Origin of the sequence: Microcoleus sp. Pol10D4 (genome assembly GCF_036701555.1) — a bacterium.
Classification (GTDB): domain Bacteria; phylum Cyanobacteriota; class Cyanobacteriia; order Cyanobacteriales; family Microcoleaceae; genus Microcoleus.
Map to the genome: position 1 here is coordinate 1 of NZ_JAUBRA010000102.1, position 16,322 is coordinate 16,322.

General features: G+C 46.2%; 14 protein-coding genes. 12 read left to right on the top strand and 2 right to left on the bottom strand.

Annotated elements, in window-relative coordinates:
• Positions 1-50 precede the first annotated feature (50 nt).
• Positions 51-383 carry a MerR family DNA-binding transcriptional regulator gene (locus QUA36_RS29145; protein WP_333459918.1) on the bottom strand — a complete coding sequence of 111 codons (333 nt, stop codon included), beginning with the start codon at positions 381-383 and terminating at the stop codon, positions 51-53.
• A 422-nt stretch (positions 384-805) separates the two neighbouring features.
• On the opposite strand from QUA36_RS29145, the gene QUA36_RS29150 reads away from it, so the two are divergent.
• The 10 genes from QUA36_RS29150 (at position 806) to QUA36_RS29195 (ending at position 12,875) form a co-directional block, all read left to right on the top strand.
• Complete coding sequence (locus QUA36_RS29150) at positions 806-2,044, top strand: sedoheptulose 7-phosphate cyclase (protein WP_333161830.1); 1,239 nt, start codon at positions 806-808, stop codon at positions 2,042-2,044.
• Between the two features lie 2 nt (positions 2,045-2,046).
• Positions 2,047-2,850 carry a class I SAM-dependent methyltransferase gene (locus tag QUA36_RS29155; protein WP_333454564.1) on the top strand — a complete coding sequence of 268 codons (804 nt, stop codon included), beginning with the start codon at positions 2,047-2,049 and terminating at the stop codon, positions 2,848-2,850.
• 233 nt (positions 2,851-3,083) lie between these two features.
• The gene (locus QUA36_RS29160; protein WP_333459919.1) at positions 3,084-4,475 is read left to right on the top strand and encodes an ATP-grasp domain-containing protein; all 1,392 of its coding nucleotides are present in this window, start codon (positions 3,084-3,086) and stop codon (positions 4,473-4,475) included.
• Between the two features lie 546 nt (positions 4,476-5,021).
• On the top strand, positions 5,022-6,404 hold the full coding sequence (locus tag QUA36_RS29165) for an ATP-grasp domain-containing protein (RefSeq protein WP_333459920.1): 1,383 nt from the start codon (positions 5,022-5,024) through the stop codon (positions 6,402-6,404).
• Positions 6,405-6,421: 17 nt separating this feature from the next.
• The gene (locus QUA36_RS29170) at positions 6,422-7,444 is read left to right on the top strand and encodes an ATP-binding protein (RefSeq protein ID WP_333459921.1); all 1,023 of its coding nucleotides are present in this window, start codon (positions 6,422-6,424) and stop codon (positions 7,442-7,444) included.
• 445 nt (positions 7,445-7,889) lie between these two features.
• Positions 7,890-8,513 (top strand): Uma2 family endonuclease, encoded by a 624-nt coding sequence (locus QUA36_RS29175; protein WP_333161820.1) that lies wholly within the window; start codon positions 7,890-7,892, stop codon positions 8,511-8,513.
• Positions 8,514-8,784: 271 nt separating this feature from the next.
• Positions 8,785-10,095, top strand: coding sequence for a 30S ribosomal protein S12 methylthiotransferase RimO (gene rimO, locus QUA36_RS29180; protein WP_333459922.1), 1,311 nt, complete (start codon positions 8,785-8,787; stop codon positions 10,093-10,095).
• A gap of 775 nt (positions 10,096-10,870) precedes the next feature.
• Positions 10,871-12,337, top strand: coding sequence for a DEAD/DEAH box helicase (locus QUA36_RS29185; RefSeq protein WP_333459923.1), 1,467 nt, complete (start codon positions 10,871-10,873; stop codon positions 12,335-12,337).
• An 89-nt stretch (positions 12,338-12,426) separates the two neighbouring features.
• Complete coding sequence (locus QUA36_RS29190; RefSeq protein WP_242725046.1) at positions 12,427-12,612, top strand: hypothetical protein; 186 nt, start codon at positions 12,427-12,429, stop codon at positions 12,610-12,612.
• Positions 12,613-12,614: 2 nt separating this feature from the next.
• Entirely contained in the window at positions 12,615-12,875 is a 261-nt protein-coding gene (locus QUA36_RS29195; RefSeq protein ID WP_333363564.1) for a hypothetical protein, read from the top strand.
• A 159-nt stretch (positions 12,876-13,034) separates the two neighbouring features.
• Here the strand turns inward: QUA36_RS29195 and QUA36_RS29200 are convergent, their stop codons facing one another.
• On the bottom strand, positions 13,035-13,595 hold the full coding sequence (locus QUA36_RS29200) for a hypothetical protein (protein WP_333459924.1): 561 nt from the start codon (positions 13,593-13,595) through the stop codon (positions 13,035-13,037).
• A gap of 396 nt (positions 13,596-13,991) precedes the next feature.
• Here QUA36_RS29200 and QUA36_RS29205 point away from each other — a divergent pair, with 396 nt between their 5' ends.
• The gene (locus QUA36_RS29205; protein ID WP_333454573.1) at positions 13,992-15,191 is read left to right on the top strand and encodes a Coenzyme F420 hydrogenase/dehydrogenase, beta subunit C-terminal domain; all 1,200 of its coding nucleotides are present in this window, start codon (positions 13,992-13,994) and stop codon (positions 15,189-15,191) included.
• Between the two features lie 181 nt (positions 15,192-15,372).
• The gene (locus QUA36_RS29210; RefSeq protein ID WP_333459925.1) at positions 15,373-16,185 is read left to right on the top strand and encodes a leucine-rich repeat domain-containing protein; all 813 of its coding nucleotides are present in this window, start codon (positions 15,373-15,375) and stop codon (positions 16,183-16,185) included.
• Positions 16,186-16,322: the final 137 nt, after the last annotated feature.

The following is a 16,322-nucleotide window of genomic DNA, read 5'->3' on the forward strand; positions in this document are numbered from 1 at the left end:
GCCTGAGCAGTTAGGCTAACCGTCCCACAAGCCTTTTGGCTTGTTTTAGGTTAAACGAATCGCACTTTTCTTTTGAAGTTGAGTCCTGAGCCGACATCTTGGATGATTTCGGCGTCGGGGTATTGTTGTCGCATGAATTCAGTTTGTCGAGCGAGGTCGTCTCGCTGTTTTGGTGAACTGACGCGACAGTAGCAAACAACGGTAGTTCTAGTTGCACCGCGCTGGTAGGACTCGACATCGTAGAGTCGTTGCCCTGCTTCGTTTTTGATGCTTTTGATCTTCCCTTGGTCTGCATATTTTCTTAAGGTGTGTGGATGCAAGCCCAGAAATTCGACTGCTTTTCTGAGTGGTACATATGCCATGTAGAGAATAGTAGCATACATAAACAAAGATAAGCAAATACTTTACTGTGAGCTAACCTTCTCAAAGACCGATATCCTCCTAAACTTTTGAATAATGTGGAATTGCTAGATTATCGTCTATTCCTTAAGAGGTATTATCGAGCTTTGGTGTTGAACAAGATTGAATAAATATCTGAAATCCGTTATGTTAACTGAGGTGTAAGTATTGAGGTTATCTAAACTCTATCTTAGCAGGAATTTAGGTATAAGTGCTGTATAATAAGTATTTAACCTCTTCTTAATAAACAGCACTGAAAACAACTTTCTAGATTAATTTCTGAGATTATATCGAAGACAATTTTGTCAATCGAATGCCTAGAAAGCTTTCCTGCAAAAAAATTCAGCGTTTTTGCTACTACCTGAATACTTACAGTTACTTATCAACACGAAAGTGCAAAAAATTTATGGGTGACATTCAAGCTACCTTTACAGCTACCGATCGAGCTTTTCAGATTGAGGGGTACGAAAAAATAGATTTCAGCCTGCTATACGTCGATGGTGCTTTCAAGCTGGAGAATCCTGAGATTGCCGATAGTTACCGCCAATTCGGTCGCTGTTTAATGGTCGTAGATGAAACAGTCTATCGTCTGTATGGTGCACAGATGCAGGATTATTTCAAGCATCACGAGATAGATTTAACAGTCTTTCCAGTTAATATCAAGGAACCTGATAAGACGTTAAAAACTTTTGAAAGCATCATAGATGCCTTCGTTGATTTCGGACTCGTGCGGAAGGAGCCTGTTTTGGTAGTCGGTGGTGGATTGACTACTGACGTAGCTGGTTTTGCCTGCTCATCCTATCGCCGTCGGACTAACTACATTCGCGTACCGACAACCTTAATTGGGCTAATTGATGCCAGTGTGGCAATCAAAGTAGCTGTGAACCACGGTAAGCTGAAAAACCGCCTCGGTGCTTACCACGCTTCGCAGAAAGTAATTTTAGATTTCTCCTTTCTGAAAACTCTGCCGATCGACCAAATACGAAACGGCATGGCAGAGTTAATTAAGATCGCCGTAGTAGGCAACAAAGAAATCTTCGAGTTGTTAGAAAACTACGGCGAAGCATTGCTGCACAGCCATTTTGGTTATTTAGACGGCACATCTGAACTGCGCGAAGTGGCCCATCGCTTAACCTACAACGCGATTCAGTCGATGCTGGCCTTAGAAGTACCAAACCTCCACGAGCTAGATTTGGATCGGGTCATTGCCTATGGTCACACCTGGAGTCCGACGCTGGAACTAACACCGGAAATTCCGATGTTCCACGGCCACAGTGTCGCCATCGATATGGCTTTTTCGGCGACTATTGCTGGGCAGCGGGGCTACATTTCGATCGCCGCTCGCGATCGGATCTTAGGATTAATGAGCCGCCTCGGACTAGCAATTGATAGCCCTTATCTCACATCAGAACTGCTCTGGAAAGCCACAACATCGATCAGTCGTACCCGTGATGGCCTTCAACGCGCTGCAGCTCCCTGCCCCATTGGTGACTGCTTTTTCATGAACGATTTGACTCGAACTGAGTTGGATGAAGCCCTAGCGGTGCATCGAGAAATCTGTCAAGGCTATCCGCGCAATGGTGATGGCGAGGATATGTATGTGGTATTGCAGAAAGTTGGAACTCGTTCCACAGCCGGGGTATGACCATGAGACCCGTTACCCCAGTCGGGATTTTAGCGGCTAAACTCGAAAGTCTCGCCTCGCAAGTAGAAAAAATCGATAATCTCGATCGAGCTTTCAAGGCAGAATTACAACAAGCTTACGAATTGGCAAATGGTCTCGATCCGTACCTGGATCTTTGTACCACGCCGGAATCTCCTGCCTTAGCCACGTTAGTGAAGCGCACCCAATCAGAAGATTGGAGTAAGCGATTCTCTGACGGCGAGACAGTGCGGCAGTTGGAACAGGAAATGCTATCGGGTCATCTCGAAGGCCAAATGCTGAAATTTCTCGTCCATCTCACCAAAGCGCAGCGCGTACTGGAAATAGGGATGTTTACCGGGTACTCAGCACTAGCGATGGCGGAAGCACTGCCGGTGGATGGAGTGGTGGTAGCCTGCGAAGTAGATGCTTATGTAGCTGAATTTGCCCAAAAGTGTTTTCAAGAATCTACAGCCGGTCACAAAATCTCAGTGAAGGTGGCACCGGCTCTAGAAACCATGAAAGAATTGGCGGCTAATGGAGAAGTGTTCGATCTGGTATTTATCGATGCCGATAAAGCTGGATACACAGATTATCTCGATTTACTACTCACCACTGGGCTGTTGGCTCCCAATGGCTTGATCTGCGCCGACAACACTTTGATGCAGGGACAGCCATATTTGTCGGGTACTGCTACTGAGAACGGAGTGGCGATCGCCAAATTCAACCAGGCTCTAGTTGACGATCCGCGCGTAGAGCAAGTGTTACTGCCGCTGAGAGATGGATTGACCTTAATTCGGCGCGTTTAGTAGAACAAAACTTAGGCGTCAAAACCAAAAAAACCGGGTTTTTTGCCCAGGCGGGCTGTAACGAAGTCCGAGCAAAAAACCCGGTTTTTAACCACCCGTGCGTAATATCAAATCCGCGCTTCATCGGCACGATCCATCTCTCTGTTCTGGAGACTCTGCGCCTGCGTAGCTTCAACAGCGGTTTAATCATTCAAAAACCGCCGCTAATTAGAGTATTTACTTAGTAAAAAATTATGATCGAAACAGTTTCAACGGCAGCGATGCCATCTGAACAGGAAACAAACGCGACGAATAGTCCCTTCCAGACAGTCAAAACCATAGCAACCTTAATTTTGCTGCTATTGGTACTGCCCCTGAATCTCGCTTTAACAGCGATCGCCCTACTGAGATCCATCATCATCAAACCGTTTCAGTCTCGAACGATCGCCGAGTCTCCCCAAACGATTTTGGTCGGCGGCGGCAAGAGGACCAAAGCATTACAGCTAGCGAGATCGTTCCATAAGGCCGGTCATCGGGTAATTTTGGTTGAAACCCACAAATACTGGCTGACAGGTCATCGTTACTCTTGGGCAGTCGATCGCTTTTACACAGTACCAAATCCCCAGACAGAGGAATACCCTCACGCACTCTTAAAAATTGTCCAACAAGAGAAAGTTGATGTTTACGTTCCCGTCAGCAGTGCAGGGGGCAGTTACTACGATGCCAAAGCCAAAAGCGTACTTTCTCCTCACTGTACGGTAATGCAGCTAGATGTCGAAACTCTGCAACGTTTGGATGATAAATATGAGATGGCAACAGCCGCCAAAGCGTTGGGGCTGCGAGTTCCGAAGTCCTACCGAATTACTAATCCCCAGCAAGTAATCGATTTTGATTTTAGTGACGCACAGCGTCCATATATTCTCAAAAGTATTCCCTACGATTCTATTCGCAGGTTAGACCTGACGAAGTTACCCTGCACAACTGAGCCGGAAACGGCCGCGTTTGTGAAATCTTTACCAATTTCCGAGAGTAAACCTTGGATTATGCAAGAGTATATTCCAGGGCAAGAATACTGCACTCACAGTACAATTCGTGATGGTCATCTTCAGTTGCATTGTTGTTGCAAATCGTCGGCGTTTCAGATAAATTACCAGAATGTCGATCGCCCGGATATCGAAAATTGGATTCGTCAGTTTGCCAAGAGTCTCAATCTGACAGGACAAGTTTCCTTTGATTTCATGGAGGCGGCGGATGATGGACAGATTTACGCGATCGAATGCAACCCGCGCACCCATTCAGCCATCACGGTGTTTTACGACCATCCCGATGTGGCAAAAGCTTATTTGGAACCAGACCCTTTACCGCAGATAGTGCAGCCTTTGGCATCTAGTCGCCCGACTTACTGGATTTACCATGAAATTTGGCGATTGGTGACTCATTTGTGGTCGCCCAAGCAAGTTTATGAGCGGTTAAAAATAATCGCCCAAGGCAAAGATGCCATCTTCGAGTGGGACGATCCGCTGCCGTTTTTGATGGTGCATCATTGGCACATTCCCTTGTTGTTATGGGCAGATTTACAGAAGACGAATGAGTGGATTAGGATTGATTTTAATATTGGTGAACTTGTGGAAATAGGGGGAGAGTGAGTAGGTCAGTATTACGGGTTTTGCATTTAGTCGGCTCCGCAGTTAGCGATTTTCCCTGTGATTTATCAGGGTTAATGAGTCGCCTCGGACTATAGCAATCCTTGCAGGAGTTGTAAATTTTTTCCCCCACCCCAGCCCTCCCCTTACTAAGGGGAGGGAGTAAGAAATTCACAAATGATTTAGGATGGCTATAGCAATTGATAGCCCTTATCTCACATCAGACAGGCTCTAGTTGACGATCGATCCGCGCCTAGAGCAAGTGTTACTGCCGCCCAGAGATGGATGGACTTTAATTGGGCGCGTTTAGTAGAACAAAACTTAGGCGTCAAAACCAAAGAAACCGGGTTTTTTGCCCTATTCGGCGGGCTGTAACGAAGTCCGATGTCAAAAAACCCGGTTTTTAACCACCCGTGCGTAATATCAAATCCGCGCTTCACCGGCATGATTTATCTCTCTGTTCTGGAGACTCTGCGCCTGCGTAGCTTCAACAGCGGTTTAATCATTCAAAAACCACCGCTAATTAGGGTATTTACTTAGTAAAAAAGTATGATCGAAACCGTTTCAAGGGCAGCGATGCCATCTGAACAGGAAACAAACGCGACGACTACTAGGCGCTTCCAGACATCAGTCAAAACCATAGCAACCTTTATTTTGCTGCTATTGGTACTGCCCCTGAATCTAGCTTTAACAGCGATCGCCCTACTGAGATCGATCATCCTCAAACCGTTTCAGTCTCGAACGATCGCCGAGTCTCCCCAAACGATTTTGATTAACGGCGGCAAGACGACCAAAGCATTACAGCTAGCGAGATCGTTCCATAAGGCCGGTCATCGGGTAATTTTGGTTGAAACCCACGAATACAGGCTGATGGGTAATCGATTCTCTTGGGCAGTCGATCGCTTTTACACAGTACCAAATCTCCAGGCAGAGGAATACCCTCAAGCACTCTTAAAAATTGTCCAACAAGAGAAAGTTAATGTTTACGTTCCCGTCAGTAGTCCAGAGGGCAGTTACTACGATGCCAAAGCCAAAAAGGTACTTTCTCCTCACTGTACGGTAATGCAGCTAGATGTCGAAACTCTGCAACGTTTGGATGATAAGTATGAGTTGACCACCGCCGCCGAAGCGTTGGGGCTGCGAGTTCCAAAGTCCTACCGCATTACTAATCCCCAACAAGTAATCGATTTTGATTTTAGTGACGCACAGCGTCCATATATTATCAAAAGTATTCCCTACGATTGTGTCCACAGGTTTGATCTCACTAAGTTACCCTGCGCGACCCCAGCAGAAACAGCCGCTTTTGTCAACTCATTACCAATTTCCGAGAGTAAACCTTGGATTATGCAAGAGTATATTCCAGGGCAAGAATACTGCACTCACAGTACCGTCCGTAACGGTCATCTTCAGTTGCACTGTTGCTGCAAATCATCGGCGTTTCAGCTCAATTACGAGCATATCGATCGCCCGGATATCGAAAATTGGATTCGTCAGTTTGCCAAGAGTCTCAATCTGACAGGACAAGTTTCTTTTGATTTCATTGAAGCGGCGGATGATGGAGAGATTTACGCGATCGAATGCAACCCGCGCACCCATACAGCCATCACGATGTTTTACAACCATCCCGATGTGGCAAAAGCTTATTTGGAACCGAACCCTTTACCGCAGACAGTGCAGCCTTTGGCATCTAGTCGCCCGACTTACTGGATTTACCAGGAAATTTGGCGATTGGTGACTCATTTGTGGTCGCCCAAGCAAGTTTATGAGCGGTTAAAAATAATCGCCCAAGGCAAAGATGCCATCTTCGAGTGGGACGATCCGCTACCGTTTTTTATGGTGCATCATTGGCACATTCCCTTGTTGTTATGGAGAAATTTGCGTCAGCCGAAAGAGTGGATGAAAGTTTATTTTCATAGTGGAATAATTCTGTAAATAGGGGGAGATTGAGTATGTCAGTATTACGGGTTTTGCATTTAGTCGGAGCGGCAGACAGTGAATTTTACGATAAATTGTCGCGCTTTTATGCCCCATATTGTCTGGAGCAAACTGCTAATCCAGCACTCTATGAATTTCATATAGCCTATATTTCTCCCGGTGGTCAATGGCGTTTTCCCACCTCTCTGGATCCGAGTGCGATCGCGGCCGCTAATCCCATGTCTCTAGCGGGCGCTGTACAGGTGCTGACAGAGCTAAAGATTGACGTAATGGTACCGCAGATGTTTTGCATCCCCGGCATGACTCAATACCGAGCCTTGTTCGATCTGCTGAATATTCCTTACGTGGGTAATACCCCAGAGGTGATGTCACTGACTGCTAACAAAGCGAAGGCTAGGGCAGTAGTAGCGGCCGCTGGGGTAAGCGTACCGTTGGGAGAAGTTGTCCGCGCGGGCGTGAGACCTTCAATTGATTTTCCGGTGGTGGTAAAGCCACTGAATGCGGATAATTCTCTGGGAGTTGCCTTAGTTAAAAATGCTGCTGACTATGATGCGGCTTTGCAGACAGCATTGACTCATTCAGAGGAAGTGCTAGTAGAAAAATTCATTGAATTGGGTAGAGAAGTTCGCTGTGGGATTATTGTCCAAGATGGCGAGCTAGTCTGTTTGCCGCTGGAAGAGTATCCTGTAGATCCTGATACCCAACCGATTCGGACTTATGCCGATAAGCTCCAACAAAATGAGGATGGTAGCTTGACTGGTTCCACTAAAAATAGTACCAAGCCGTGGGTAGTTGACAAGAGCGATCCGATTACCGAGAGAGTTTGGGCCGAGGCCAGAAAATGCCACATCGCTTTGGGCTGTCGCCACTACAGTTTATTTGATTTTCGCATCGACCCCGATGGAAAACCTTGGTTTTTAGAAGCGGGGCTGTACTGTTGTTTGGCCGAAAAAAGCGTGATTGCGGTTATGGCCAAAGCATCAGGAATTTCTCTGGATACTTTGTTTCAGAGTATGCTGCAAAATGCCTTAATATAAATAAATGTGAGGATGAAACTAATGACTCAAACTTTTCAAGATTGATCAACCCAGCAATTTGCTGACTTATCGGTGTTTCTAGGTAAAAGTTGGGTTGTGTTAGCTGATCCTGCTCGAGTTGGAGCAATGGGAGAATTTGAAGGACATAACTTAACCTAAGTTCGGGATAAGAGTAGCTAAAACATCACAAAATTTCTGAAATGACGATCGCACTTTGTCAATCTCAGCAGATTTGTTCTAATCGAGTGCGTTCGCTCACAACGGTCGATCGCCTAGATACTAATTTCAGATTCAGTCGATCGGCGCGATCTGTATTTTGATATTGTGGGTCACATAAATAGCAAACTTCACTTCCTATGTCAAGTCTTTTCCGTATTTTACGGAAAAGACTTGTGTCATCTTCTAGCTTTTCGCATACTAATCACCAGACGGAGGAAACCGCAACATGATCCAAACCATATCCAAAACAATCACATTTGATGAGTTCGTTGCTTGGTATCCAGAGAACTCTGTCCACAAGTACGAATTACACAATGGAGTAATTGTTGAAATGCCTTTAGGAACTGGCGACCATTCCGACGTTACAGGTTTCATCTCAGGTGAAATCAATTTTGAAATCAGACGACTGCAATTGCCTTACTCAATCCCTGGTGATTGCTTGCTCAAGCTGGCGCGTAACGAATCTGGCTACCAGCCAGATGTAATTGTCCTAGACCGAACCGCACTTGCAAGCGAACCGCGCTGGAAAAAAGAATCAGTCATCACGATGGGCTCTTCGGTGCGACTAGCTGTAGAGGTGGTCAGTACGAACTGGCGGGATGATTATTTTTTCAAAGCTTCCGACTATGAAGAAATGGGCATTCCCGAATACTGGATTGTAGACTATCTTGGTTTAGGCGGTCGCAAGTTTATCGGCAATCCCAAACAACCCACTCTCTCGATTTACCAGCTAGTAGATGGGGAGTATCAGGTAAAACAGTTTAGGGGAAGCGAGAATGTTGAGTCGCTGGCTTTTCCAGAATTGAGCTTAACAGCAGAGAAGATTTTTCTGGCTGGCTTGCCGAACTAGCAAGTCGAAATTATGCAAAGGGCGTAAGATTGTCGAAGCCTTCCGACGACACCAAAACCTGACAATTGGGTCAAAATCTGGCAGCGAAAAAGCGGGAAAGTACGATCGCACAAAGCCTGAAAATTCTCATCTCGCCCACGATCGCACAAATATCACACAACAACTGCGAACACCACAACAGTCCAGAGCTTCCACATACACATTGCAATTTTTTTAATTGTGTGATATCATAAAACGTTCTTAGAAATAGCGCAACACTAACTATTACTGCATGGCAACGAAGCCAACGATCGCATTTACTCACCTCGGCTGCGAAAAAAATCGCATCGATACCGAACACATGATTGGCTTGCTGGCTCAAGCGGGCTATCAAGTCGATTCTAATGAAGAATTAGCCGATTATGTTGTAGTCAATACTTGCAGTTTTATCCAAGCGGCGCGAGAAGAGTCAGTCCGCACCTTGGTAGAATTGGCAGAAGCTAATAAAAAAGTAGTCATCACCGGCTGCATGGCACAGCATTTTCAGCAGGAATTGCTGGATGAATTGCCGGAAGCAGTCGCAATTGTCGGCACTGGCGACTATCATAAAATCGTCGATGTTATGCAGCAGGTGGAAAAGGGCGATCGAGTTTCCCTCGTCTCCTCAGAACCTACTTACATCGCTGACGAAACTACTCCCCGCTACCGCACGACATCGGAAGGTGTCGCGTATCTGCGTATAGCAGAAGGCTGCGACTATCGCTGTGCATTTTGCATTATCCCGCACTTGCGCGGAAATCAAAGGTCGCGGACGATCGAATCTATCGTCGCGGAAGCTAAGCAATTGGCGTCGGAAGGGGTAAAAGAAATTATCTTAATTTCTCAAATTACCACCAACTACGGCAAAGATATTTATGGCGAACCGAAACTAGCCGAACTGCTTCGCGCTTTGGGTAAAGTAGATGTGCCTTGGATTCGGATGCACTACGCCTATCCTACAGGTTTGACTCCGCAAGTTGTCGCAGCCATCCGCGAAACGCCCAACGTTTTGCCGTATTTGGATTTACCCCTGCAACACTCGCACCCGGAAATTCTGCGGGCGATGAATCGGCCTTTTCAAGCTGGGATCAATGATGCTATAGTCGATCGGCTCAAAGCAGCACTTCCCGGCGCTGTGATGCGAACAACTTTTATTGTCGGCTTCCCAGGCGAAACCGAGGAACACGCAGCACACTTGCTGGAATTTGTCAAGCGCCACGAATTCGATCACGTAGGAGTTTTTGTATTTTCGCCAGAAGAAGGAACCCCAGCCTTCAGCTTGCCCCAGCAAATACCTGCAGAAATAATGGAAATGCGGCGCAATGCGGTAATGGCGGCACAACAACCTATATCATTGAAGAAGAATCAAGAGTCTGTCGGTCAGGTAGTTGATGTCCTGATAGAACAAGAACAACCAGAGACAGGCGAGTTGATTGGTAGATCCGCTCGGTTTTCCCCAGAAGTAGATGGACTCGTCTACGTCACAGGAGAAGCGCGGCTGGGTTCAATCGTATCTGTGAAAGTTACTGGTGCAGATGTCTACGACCTCTACGGTCAAGTGTAAGTGTTGCTGAAACTGTCGCGATCGGCGGTGTGGCGAACAAAAACCGGACACCAGCCAAAAATGATTAGCGGATTGTGCAGCAAAAGTAACGGTTTGTACAATATTGTGCAAAGATATGTAGCAAAGGGAGCCTAAACTTTTTTAGCCCCTATCTGGCAATCGACGCTCCCCCTCGGGGTGCGGTTATCTCTACAGAACGATCGGAAAATTTTAACGAATTTAATGTTTTGTTTCTGAATGTAAAGAGTTATGATGATAACAAGCCAGAAATAAGCGGGGATAATTTGAGATTGCTTCGCCGTCCGCCCTACACCACAACGGTATCCCGAAAGAGTGTTGAGATGGATAGGCGGTAACGGTCGCCCCATCCCCTGCTCAATCCCGCAGGCGACGGATTGCGGGATAGCGCCTGAACCAAACAACCTGTTACTACTATGTAGTGAAGTGGGGCTGGTCATGATCCTCACTATAAAATGCCTAAGAGGGAAAGCTTGCAAGTACCTCACAGGAAGTCCAATGTCCTATTTTAAGAATGTTGGAAGCCTATAACCCGACCCCTGGCGGTTGGTATCGGTGATGTCACAAAATCAAAGACGGCTGTCGAATTGGTAAATTTAGTCACCATCGACGGAGCTGCCCTATACTCGATTGCTATTTAAGAAGGTGCGCGCAGGCGCAGCACCATAAAGAACTCTTATGAGTTCCTGCCCTAGAGCAGAAATCCGCATCCGAGTTGGGCAACTTAGAAGGCTAAGACTCGTTATTAGGAGCATTAATGAATTTATTGTTTGAAGGCTTAGGTCTTTCGGAAGAACTCGTTCTCCATCTGGAAACACTAGGCTTTACAGAACCTACTCCCATCCAAGTACAAGCAATTCCGCACCTGTTAGCAGGTCGCGACGTTGTGGGTCAAGCCCAAACAGGGACAGGCAAAACGGCAGCATTCTCGTTGCCCATCTTGGAGCGGATTGATTTAGATGTAACTGCGGTGCAAGCACTGGTGCTGACGCCGACTCGCGAATTGGCGATGCAAGTAACTGAAGCCATCCGTGATTTGAGCGGCATCAGCAGCGACGGCCCGGTAAAAGTGGGTCGCTCTCTGCAAGTTCTGACAGTGTACGGCGGTCAATCGATCGATCGTCAAATGCAGCGTTTGAAGCGCGGCGTGCACGTCGTCGTCGGTACACCCGGACGCATATTGGATATGCTGAGCCGCGGTAGCCTGAAACTAGACAAGATAAAGTGGCTGGTTTTGGATGAAGCTGACGAAATGCTGAGCATGGGCTTTATCCAAGATGTGGAAAAAATCTTGGATGCTGCACCAAAAGAACGTCAAACGGCATTTTTCTCGGCGACGATGGAAGCTTCCATTCGGAAATTGGTGGCGCGGCATTTGCGTAACCCAGTCAACGTCACCGTAGAACAGCCAAAAGCAACGCCAAAGCGCATCAGCCAAGGCGTGTACATGATTCCCCGTGGCTGGTCGAAGGCAAGAGCCCTACAGCCAATTCTAGAAATGGAAGACCCGGAATCTGCACTGATTTTTGTGCGGACTCGGCAGTCGGCGGCGGAACTCACCAGCCAACTGCAAGCAGCAGGTCACAGCGTTGACGAGTATCACGGTAATTTGAATCAGGCACAGCGGGAACGCTTGTTGCATCGGTTCCGCCAATGTCAGGTGCGCTGGGTAGTGGCGACTGATATTGCGGCGCGGGGTTTGGACGTGGATCACTTGACTCACGTTATTAACTACGATTTGCCCGATAGTGTGGAAAGTTACGTTCACCGGATCGGACGCACGGGCCGGGCTGGTCGCGAAGGAACGGCGATTACGCTGATTCAACCGGTCGATCGCCGCAAACTGCGCTTGATTGAACGCCACGTGCGATCGAGCTTGACGGTACGAAACATTCCGACACGGGCGCAAATTGAAGCACGTCAGTTGGAAAAGATGCAGGGTAAAGTTCGCGAAGCTTTGGCTGGCGAACGCATGGCATCTTTCTTGCCTCTGGTGTCTCAGTTATCTGAGGAGTACGACTCCCACGCGATCGCCGCTGCTGCTTTGCAAATGGCTTTCGACCAAAGCCGTCCTGCTTGGATGGGCGCGGATTACGCTCAACAAGAAGATCCCCCGATTGGTGGAGAAAACAGCGTCAAGCCTATCTTGATCAAAAAGCGGGCTAAGACTGGTGAGGCGACTTTTTCTGGAACACCGAGTGCTCCTGTTCCCCAGAACCGCTAATTGGTAGGGTGCACTCGGTGCACCTTATTTAGAATTATTGTAGAGATGCGATATCGCGTCTCTACTTTTTTGTATGGGTATGAGACTCTATGGGGAATAAAAATCACAAAAAAGCTCTTCGTTCGTTGAACAAGCGGATTGCAGAACATGAAGAAAAGATTAGACTGGAATATGAGAAGGATTTTCCCGATGAAGGCTTAATCCGGCATTGGGAAAGTGAAATTCGAGCTTTTGAGAAAGGAATTCAGCAAGCTTTAAAACGATTGGGTAAATAAAGATGCAAGTTAGCGATCGGACAATTTCTGTAACTAATTATACACTGAGAACGTTAATTGATGAATTGGGTACTGAGTGTCAAAATGTGATTACTTTAATCCATCAGCTTCAGTTACCGGATTTGAGCGATCGACAAAAAGCTGAAATTCTAGCAGAGTTCCTGAGTGCTGCAATCCATCTCAACGTTCACTGCGGAGAGGATTTTCAGACACTAATTGCTGAGGAAATGACAAAATTGTCGGATGATGATGAAGAGGATTAAGGAGACGCGGGCGATTCCCTACGGGATAGCTACGCTTCACGCACATGAGGAAAAAGCCCTCCAGTCAACTCACAGAAAGGCTAAAAATCCTAAGAAATAAGAAATAAAGTCCTTACTACAAACTTGTGAACCGGGACTTTTGCAATGTGGTTTAATATTTCAGTTTAGCTGCGTACCCACAATAATTTTTTGCACGCGATCGCCCTTAATTTCCACAATCAAATTAGAAGCCTTTTGGTCATTGCTGTAAGTCAATCGAGTCACTCCACCCTGCACGGATTGCGACCCGTAACCGTAAGTTTTAACGACTTTTTGGCGGTTATCTCCTAGCTTGACACCATCAATTGTCAGAAACTTGGGATTGGTAGCAGAAATTAAATAAACTTTGCCCTCCCATGCTGCTACCGTCAATCCTGAGTAGGTTAGCGTGCGAATCTTGCCGCCGATGCCAGGCCCAGCAGGTTTAGTTTCGTCGCGCTGCGGTTTTCCCAACTTACGTTTTGCCTCTTCTACAGACATCCCCAACCGAACGCCGCCAATCCCCAGGCGCGAATAGTTCAGCGCCGCCGGCTTTTGTGTCGCGCTGAGCATTCTTTCTAGAGTCACAACAGTTTGATTCATAGCGGGAACAGGACGAACTAAAGCAGCAAATCCTAAGCTCGAAATTGCGAGATTCATCATGATGCCAGCGACGGCTGTTGTCACAAACATTTTTACCATTTTTTTATAGCTTTATTTGGCTATGTATTCCCGCGATCGCCCGCTAGATCCGGATTGATACTAATAGGACTTACACAAACACTCCTGGATGCACGGCGATGCTCTGAAACCGAATTTTTTTACCAAAACTACACAAAGAAACCCGGTTTTTACCATAAATCTTAGGTTTAACAGCAATGTATTCAGGAAGAAACCGGGTTTCTAACGCAACCTAGGTAAGTCCTGACTAATATTTTTTAAGCTTTGAAAACCGCCAATTTCGGGCGAACCGAAGTTGCTCCCGCACAAGCTTGCGTCCGCCTGGGAGGACTGAAAGAAAGAATAAAGGAGGTAAATCAACGGAAATTGCTGTGATATCCTAACAAAAGCCATATCTGCATAAAATAAGTAATTTAGATGACCGCAACAGATTCTACTAAGCACCAAAAATCCAAGGCCCTGAAACCGGGTAGCCGCCGCCCCGCTAAAGAACTTTGCAGCGAATGCGGTTTGTGCGATACATATTACATCCATTATGTCAAGGAATCTTGTGCTTTCTTAACACAGCACATCGCGGAACTGGAAGAAGAGATTCACGGGCGATCGCGCAATCTCGACAATCCCGACGATTGGTATTTCGGAGTCAGTCAAAATATGATGGCGGCTCGGAAAAAAGAGCCGATCGAGGGCGCTCAGTGGACGGGAATCGTCAGCACAATTGCCATTGAAATGCTCGAAAAAGGAATTGTAGAAGGCGTTGTCTGCGTCCAAAATACTAAGGAAGACCGCTTTCAACCGATGCCGATTATTGCTAGGAATCGTGAAGAGATTCTCGCAGCTAAAGTCAACAAACCCACTCTCTCTCCCAATCTTTCCGTATTAGAACAAATCGAAGAATCTGGGATGAAGCGGCTGTTAGTAATTGGCGTCGGCTGTCAAATTCAAGCTTTGCGAACAGTCGAGAAAAAACTCGGTTTAGAAAAGCTCTACGTTTTGGGAACTCCCTGCGTAGATAATGTCAGCCGTGCAGGCTTGCAGAAATTCCTAGACACGACTAGCCGCTCTCCTGAAACGGTGGTTTCTTACGAGTTTATGCAAGACTTTAACGTTCACTTCAAACACGAAGATGGTTCGGAAGAGAAAGTGCCGTTTTTTGGCTTGAATACTAAGGAATTGAAGGATGTTTTTGCTCCTTCTTGTTTGAGCTGTTTTGATTATGTCAATTCTTTAGCAGATTTAGTTGTGGGCTACATGGGCGCACCCTTTGGCTGGCAGTGGATTGTGGTGCGAAATGACACCGGGCAAGAAATGTTAGATTTGGTAACTGATCAGCTAAATACTCAGCCGGTGATGTCTAAGGGAAACAGAAAAGAGGCGGTTCAGCAAAGCATTCCTGCTTATGAAAAAGGAGTGACTTTGCCGATGTGGGCGGCGAAGTTAATGGGAGTTTTTATTGAGAGAATTGGGCCGAAGGGTTTGGAATATGCTCGGTTTTCGATTGATTCTCATTTCACTCGCAATTATCTGTACGTGAAGCGGAATTACCCGGATAAATTAGAGGCTCATGTGCCGGAATATGCTAAGCGGATTGTGGGGCAGTATAAGTTGCCTGAGTGAGGTGATTCGGAGAGTTTTTAAGAGGTATTTTGCAGGGACATGATATTGCCCTCTTTCCTTCAGTCCGGCAGGGGTTGAAACCTCTGCCTCAAAGCTTAAGTCCTTTGAAAAAAACTGAATCAATTATTGGTTGTGTTTGTGGTGCAAGATGGCTTTAACGTTCAATTAGATATATAAGATTATGACACTTATAGTGGCACAGAAATATATCAATTTACCAAGGTCGATCGCACTTACTTGTTGTGTGCTTTTAGCATTATCTGGAAATGGACTGTCTGCGAAGGCTGCAGAAGTGCGATCGGGAAACAAAACATTTGCTGAATGGTGTCGCGAAAAAGATTCTTTGAGTCCAGAAGCTAAACATACAGTTGAGGTGCTGTTGAAGGAAGCAGAAACTACTGAGTGCGATGCGGCTAATCAGAAACTTTCGAGTCTCACCGCACTCTTCATCTGGGGTAATCAAATCAGCGACATCAAACCTTTAGAATCTTTGAATAACCTGATTACACTCCACATTAGTAACAATCAAATCAGTGACATCAAACCGCTAGCATCTTTGCCTAACCTGATTACACTCTCCGTCGGCAACAATCAAATCAGCGACATCAAACCGCTAGCATCCTTGACTAACCTGACTACTCTCCAACTCAACAACAATCAAATCAGCGACATCAAACCGCTAGCATCTTGGACTAACCTGACTTGGTTAGATATCAGCAACAATCAAATTAGTGACATCAAACCGCTAGCATCCTTGACTAAACTGACTTGGTTAGACCTCAACAATAATAAAATCAGCGACATCAAACCATTGCTATCTTTGACTAAACTGGCTGCGATAAATCTCGAAAACAATCAAATCAATGACATCAAACGATTGCAATCCTTAACTAACCTGATTTGGTTACAACTCAGCGGAAATCCGATCGCTCCCAAAACTTGCCCACTCAAGCCAGAGTCTATCTGTAAGTGGAAACCACAATTTAAACCATAAAAGTTTACAGTGACGCCCGATCGCACTTAAATATTTCAGTTACGAAGGATAAATTTGCTAGTAATTGCTCAACCCCCTTGACAAGAAGACAAGATAGACATTAGATCAAAGAATGGAAAAACTCCCCGACCTAAAAC